Here is a 5,582-nt window from a genome sequence, read left to right as displayed (position 1 = left end):
ACCAGCAGCAGGCTCCGCACCCCGTGCTCGGCCACCAGGTGACGGGCCACCAGCCCGCCCAGCAGACCCGACGCACCCGTCACCAGGACCGTGCCCGACGGCCCGAACACCGGCACGGCCTCCGGGGCCGCCACTGCCCGGGCCAGGCGCGGCACCCGCACCCCGCCGCCGTGAATCGCCAGCTCCGGCTCATCGGTCGCGAGGGCACCCGCCAACAGGCCCTGCGGTGCCTCCGGAGCGTCCACATCCAGCAGGACGAGGCGGTCCGGGTGCTCCGTCTGCGCCGAGCGCACCAGGCCCCAGACGGGGGCGTGCACCAGATCCTCGACCTCGGCGCCGACCGCCCCGCGGGTCAGCAGGACCAGCCGCGAGGCCGCGAACCGCTCGTCCGCCAGCCACTCCTGCACGACGGACAGCACCTGGTGCAGCACGCTGCGGACCTCGGCGGCCACCTCGCCGCCGCGGGCGGAGAGGAGCGGCAGGAGCACGGTCTCGGGGACGGAGCGGCCCCCGTCCACCGCCTCGCCGAGCTGCGCCAGCCCTGCGAACGGCTCGGCGCCGAAGCCGTCCCCGCCGAGCACGGCCCAGTCGCCCGCCGGCGCCGGGGACACCGGTAGCGCGGTCCACTCCACCCGGTACAGCGACTCCGCCGAGCTTCCCCGCGCCAGGTTGTCGGAGATCTCGCGCAGCACCAGCGAGCCGACCTCGGCGACGGCCCGGCCGGTCTCGTCGGCGAGCCCGAGCGTGATCGCGTCGGTCCCGGTGCGGGACAGGCGGGCCCGCAGGACGCCCGCGCCCGAGGCGAACAGGGTGACGCCGTTCCACGAGAACGGCAGGCGCCCGCGCCCGGTGTCATCGAGCAGGCCGCCGAGTCCGACGGCGTGGAGCGCGGAGTCCAGCAGTGCCGGGTGCAGGCCGAAGGACGCGGCGGAGTCCCGGGCATCCTCCGGCAGCGCCACCTCCACATAGGTGTCGCCGTGGTGGCGCCAGGCGGCGCGCAGGCCCCGGAACACCGGCCCGTAGCCGAACCCGGCCGCGGCCAGCCGCTCGTACAGGTCGTCGACGGGGATCGGCACCGCGCCGTTCGGCGGCCACTCGGCCAGGTCGAACGAAGGGAGGGCGGCCGTGCTGCCGGGCGCGAGCACACCGGTGGCGTGCCGCGTCCAGAGCTCACCGTCGGCGGCGTCCTCCAGGCGGGAATGGACACTCAGCGTCCGCCGGCCCGCCTCGTCCACGCCGGTCAGGGACAGGCGCAGCTGGATACCGCCGCGCTCGGGCAGCACCAGCGGTGCCTCCAGCGTCAGCTCCTCCAGCAGCCCGCAACCGACCTGGTCACCGGCCCGGATCGCCAGCTCCACGAACGCCGTGCCGGGCAGCAGCACCGCACCCATCACCGCGTGGTCCGCGAGCCACGGGTGCGACTGCACGGAAAGCCGGCCCGTGAACACCACACCGTCCGACTCCGGCAGTTCCACGGTCGCACCCAGCAGCGGATGTCCCGCCGCACCGAGCCCGACCGACGCCACGTCACCGACCGACGAACCGCCTTCCAGCCAGTACCGCCGGCGCTGGAACGGGTAGGTGGGCAGGTCGACCCGGCGGGCACCGGAGCCGGCGAACACGGCCGACCAGTCCGCCGCAACGCCGTGCACATACGCCTGGACGAGGGCAGCCGTGAGCGCGCGGGCCTCGGGACGGCCGGCCCGCAGGACGGGGACGAACGCGGCCTCGACCGCGGTCTCCTGGCCCATCGCGGAGAGGACGCCGTCCGGACCCAGCTCGACGAAGGTACGGACACCGTCCGCCTCCAGCACGGAGACCGCGTCGGCGAAGCGCACGGCCTCACGAACGTGTCGCACCCAGTACTCGGGGTCGGTCAGCTCGGCGGAGACCACCGATCCGGTGAGCGTGGAGACGATCGGAATCCGCGGAGCCTCGAAGGTGATCTGCGAGGCGACGGAACGGAAGTCCGCCAGCATGCCGTCCATCAGCGGCGAGTGGAACGCATGGCTGACCGTCAACCGCTTGGACTTCCGGCCCTCCAGCCGCGCCACCACGGCCAGCACCGCATCCTCAGCGCCCGAGACCACCACGGAGGTGGGCCCGTTGACCGCCGCGATGCCGACACCGTCGGTGAGCAGCGGCAGCACCTCGGCCTCGCCCGCCTGCACCGCCACCATCGCACCGCCACGCGGCAGCGCCTGCATCAGCCGCCCGCGCGCAGCCACCAGCTTCGCCGCGTCCGCCAGCGACATCACCCCGGCGACATGCGCCGCGGCCAGTTCACCGATCGAGTGCCCGGCCAGGACGTCCGGGGTCAGACCCCACGACTCCAGCAGCCGGAAGAGCGCAACCTCCAGCGCGAACAGCGCCGGCTGGGCAACACCCGTCTCGTTGATCAGCTCCGGGTCGGCCAGGGACCCGCGCAGCGGGCGGTCCAGCAGCGGGTCCAGCTCGGCGCAGACCGCATCGAACGCATCCGCGAAGACCGGGAAGGCGCCGTACAACTCCTCCCCCATCCCCGCCCGCTGACTGCCCTGCCCTGTGAACAGGAACGCCGTCCGCCCCTCCACCACCGAACCCTCGGCACCGGCCACCCCGGCGAGCCCCGCCAGCAGCTCCGCACGGTCCGCCGCGGCGAAGCCCGCCCGGTACTCGAACGCCGCCCGACCGGTCGCCAGCGAGAAGCCCAGATCCAGCAGACCCGGCGACCCGTCGCCCTCGACCAGCGCCACCAGCTCCGCAGCCTGCGCCGCCAGCGCCTCCGGACTCCGCGCCGACAGCACCACCGGCACCACCGGCAGCTCAGCCGTAGCGGTGGGCGCCTCGTCCGCCTCGGGAGCCTGTTCCAGGATGGTGTGGGCGTTCGTCCCGCTCACGCCGAAGGCCGAGACGGCGCCGCGGCGCGGCTCTCCGGTCTCGGGCCAGGGCCGGGCCTCCGTCAGCAGCTCGACGGCGCCGGTCGACCACTCGACGTGCGGCGAGGGCTCGTCCACGTGGAGGGTCTGGGGCAGCACACCGTGCCGCATCGCCATGACCATCTTGATGACGCCCGCGACACCGGCGGCGGCCTGGGTGTGGCCGATGTTGGACTTGAGCGAGCCGAGCCAGAGCGGCCGGTCCTCGGCCCGCTCCTGGCCGTAGGTGTTCAGCAGGGCCTGCGCCTCGATCGGGTCACCGAGTCGGGTGCCGGTGCCGTGGGCCTCCACCGCATCGATCTGGTCCGCCGTCAGACCGGCGCTCTCCAGCGCCTGACGGATCACCCGCTGCTGCGACGGGCCGTTCGGGGCGGTCAGCCCGTTGGAGGCGCCGTCCTGGTTGACCGCCGACCCCCGCACGACCGCCAGCACCTGGTGGCCGTTGCGCCGCGCGTCCGACAGCCGCTCGACCAGCAGCATGCCGACACCCTCGGACCAGCCGGTGCCGTCCGCCGCGGCGGCGAACGCCTTGCACCGGCCGTCCGAGGCCAGCCCGTGCTGCCGGCTGAACTCGACGAAGACGTCGGGGGTGGCGAGGACGGTCACACCGCCGGCGAGTGCCATCGAGCACTCGCCGTTGCGCAGCGCCTGCACCGCGAGGTGCAGGGCCACCAGCGACGAGGAACAGGCGGTGTCGACGGTCACCGCCGGCCCCTCGAAGCCGAAGGTGTAGGAGAGCCGTCCGGAGACGACCGCCGCCGCGTTGCCGGTCAGCAGGTAGCCCTCGACCCCGTCCGGCAGGTTCTCCGCGACCGCGCTGTACCCCTGCGAGGAGGCGCCCACGAAGACGCCGGCCCGGCTGCCGCGCAGCGTGGTCGGGTCGATGCCCGCCCGCTCGAAGACCTCCCAGGAGGTCTCCAGCAGGAGCCGCTGCTGCGGGTCCATGGCCAGCGCCTCGCGCGGGCTGATCTCGAAGAACGCCGGGTCGAACCGGGCGGCGTCGTGCAGGAAGCCCCCGCCGCGGGCGTAGAACGTGCCCGCCCGGTCCGGGTCCGCGTCGTACAGGTCGGCGAGGTTCCAGCCGCGGTCGGCGGGGAACTCGGAGATGGCGTCGCCGGCCTCGGCGACGAGCCGCCACAGGGCCTCCGGCGACTCCACGCCCCCGGGGAACCGGCAGCTCATCCCGACGATCGCGATCGGCTCGCGGGAGGCCGCGATCAGCTGCTGGTTCTGCCGCCGCAGGCGCTCGGTCTCCTTGATGGAGGCCCGCAGCGCTGCGACGATCTTCTCGTTGGGCGTGGTCATCGTGAGCTCCGCACTTCGGACGTGTCAGGTTTCGTTGCTGTCGAGGGCCATGTCGATGAGGCTCGCCACGTCCATCGTGTCGATCAGGTCCAACTCGTCGTCGGAGCCGGGGGCCGCACCGTCCGTGCCGGGGTCGGCGAGCCGGAGCAGGGTGTCCAGCAGGCCCGCCTCGCGGAAACGCGCGAACGGGATCGCGGCGAGCGCCTCCCGCAGCTGCGCCTCCTGCGGGTCGACGGCCGCCCCCCGGGCGCCGTCCGGGAACAGGCAGTCCCGGACGTGCTCGGCGAGGGCGGCGGGCGTCGGGTAGTCGAAGACGACGCTCGCGGGCAGCCGCAGCCCGGTCACCTGGGTGAGCCGGTTGCGCAGCTCGACCGCGGTGAGGGAGTCGAAGCCGAGCGCCCGGAACGCGCGCTCCGGTTCGACGGACCGGGCGTCCGGGTAGCCGATGACCTCGGCCACCTCGCCGCGCACCAGCTCCAGCAGGGCGCGGTCGCGGTCGGCCGCCGGGAGCCCCCCGAGCCGCTCGGCCAGGGCTCCGGCCCCCGCCGTGTCCGGGCGGTCCGCGTCACCTGCCCGATCCTCCGCCAGCACCGCCCTGACCTCGGCCAGGTCGCCGATCAGCGGACGCGGGCGGGAGGCGGTGTAGGCGGCCGTGAACGCCGCCCAGTCGACGTCCGCGACGATGCCGGTGGCCTCGCCGCTCGCCAGGGCGCGCCAGAGGCCGAGCAGCGCGGTGTCCGGGGCCATCACCGGCAGGCCGAAGCGGCGCAGGTGGTGCTCGGCGTCCGCGCCGGCGGCCATGCCGGCCTCGGCCCAGGGGCCCCAGGCCACCGAGGTGCCGGCCAGTCCGCGGGCCCGGCGGTCCTCCACCAGGGCGTCCAGGTAGGCGTTGGCCGCGGCGTAGCCGCCCTGGCCGCCGCTGCCCCAGACCCCGGCGACGGAGGAGAAGGTGACGAACGCGTCGAGTTCGCGGTCACCGAGCAGGGCGTCCAGGTGGGCGGCGCCGGCGGCCTTGGCGGCGACGACGGCGGCCAGCTGCACCGGTCCGCTGTCGGCGAGCGGTGCGTCGGCGACCACGCCGGCGGCGTGGACGACGGCGGTCAGCGGCAGCTCGGCGGGGATGCCGTCGAGCACCCGGGCCAGTGCGTCGCGGTCGGCACTGTCGCAGGCCTCGACGGTCACCCGGGCACCGAGCGCGCCGAGTTCGGCGGCCAGCTCGGCGGCGCCGGGGGCATCGGGGCCGCGGCGGCCGGTGAGCAGCAGGTGCTCTGCGCCCGTCGTCGAGGTGCCCGTCAAGCGCGCCCTGATCAGGGCGGGTGAGCGGGTGGTCCTGCTCGCCGACCGGGCCAAGTTCCCGGG

Annotated in this window: 1 protein-coding gene and 2 pseudogenes; 1 reads left to right on the top strand and 2 read right to left on the bottom strand. The window is 74.9% G+C overall.

Annotated features, from left to right (window positions below):
* On the bottom strand, positions 1-4,190 hold a 4,190-nt coding region (locus ACFV0G_RS34065), incomplete at its 3' end, for a type I polyketide synthase (RefSeq protein ID WP_380556340.1).
* Between the two features lie 57 nt (positions 4,191-4,247).
* Positions 4,248-5,498 (bottom strand): annotated as a pseudogene (locus tag ACFV0G_RS34060) (KR domain-containing protein); the annotation flags it as partial.
* Here ACFV0G_RS34060 and ACFV0G_RS34055 point away from each other — a divergent pair.
* Positions 5,452-5,582: pseudogene (locus ACFV0G_RS34055) on the top strand (ArsR family transcriptional regulator); the annotation flags it as partial. The pseudogenes ACFV0G_RS34060 and ACFV0G_RS34055 overlap by 47 nt on opposite strands.

It is taken from the genome of Kitasatospora sp. NPDC059571 (genome assembly GCF_042735675.1).
GTDB lineage: Bacteria > Actinomycetota > Actinomycetes > Streptomycetales > Streptomycetaceae > Kitasatospora.
This window is presented reverse-complemented; position numbering and strand designations above follow the sequence as displayed.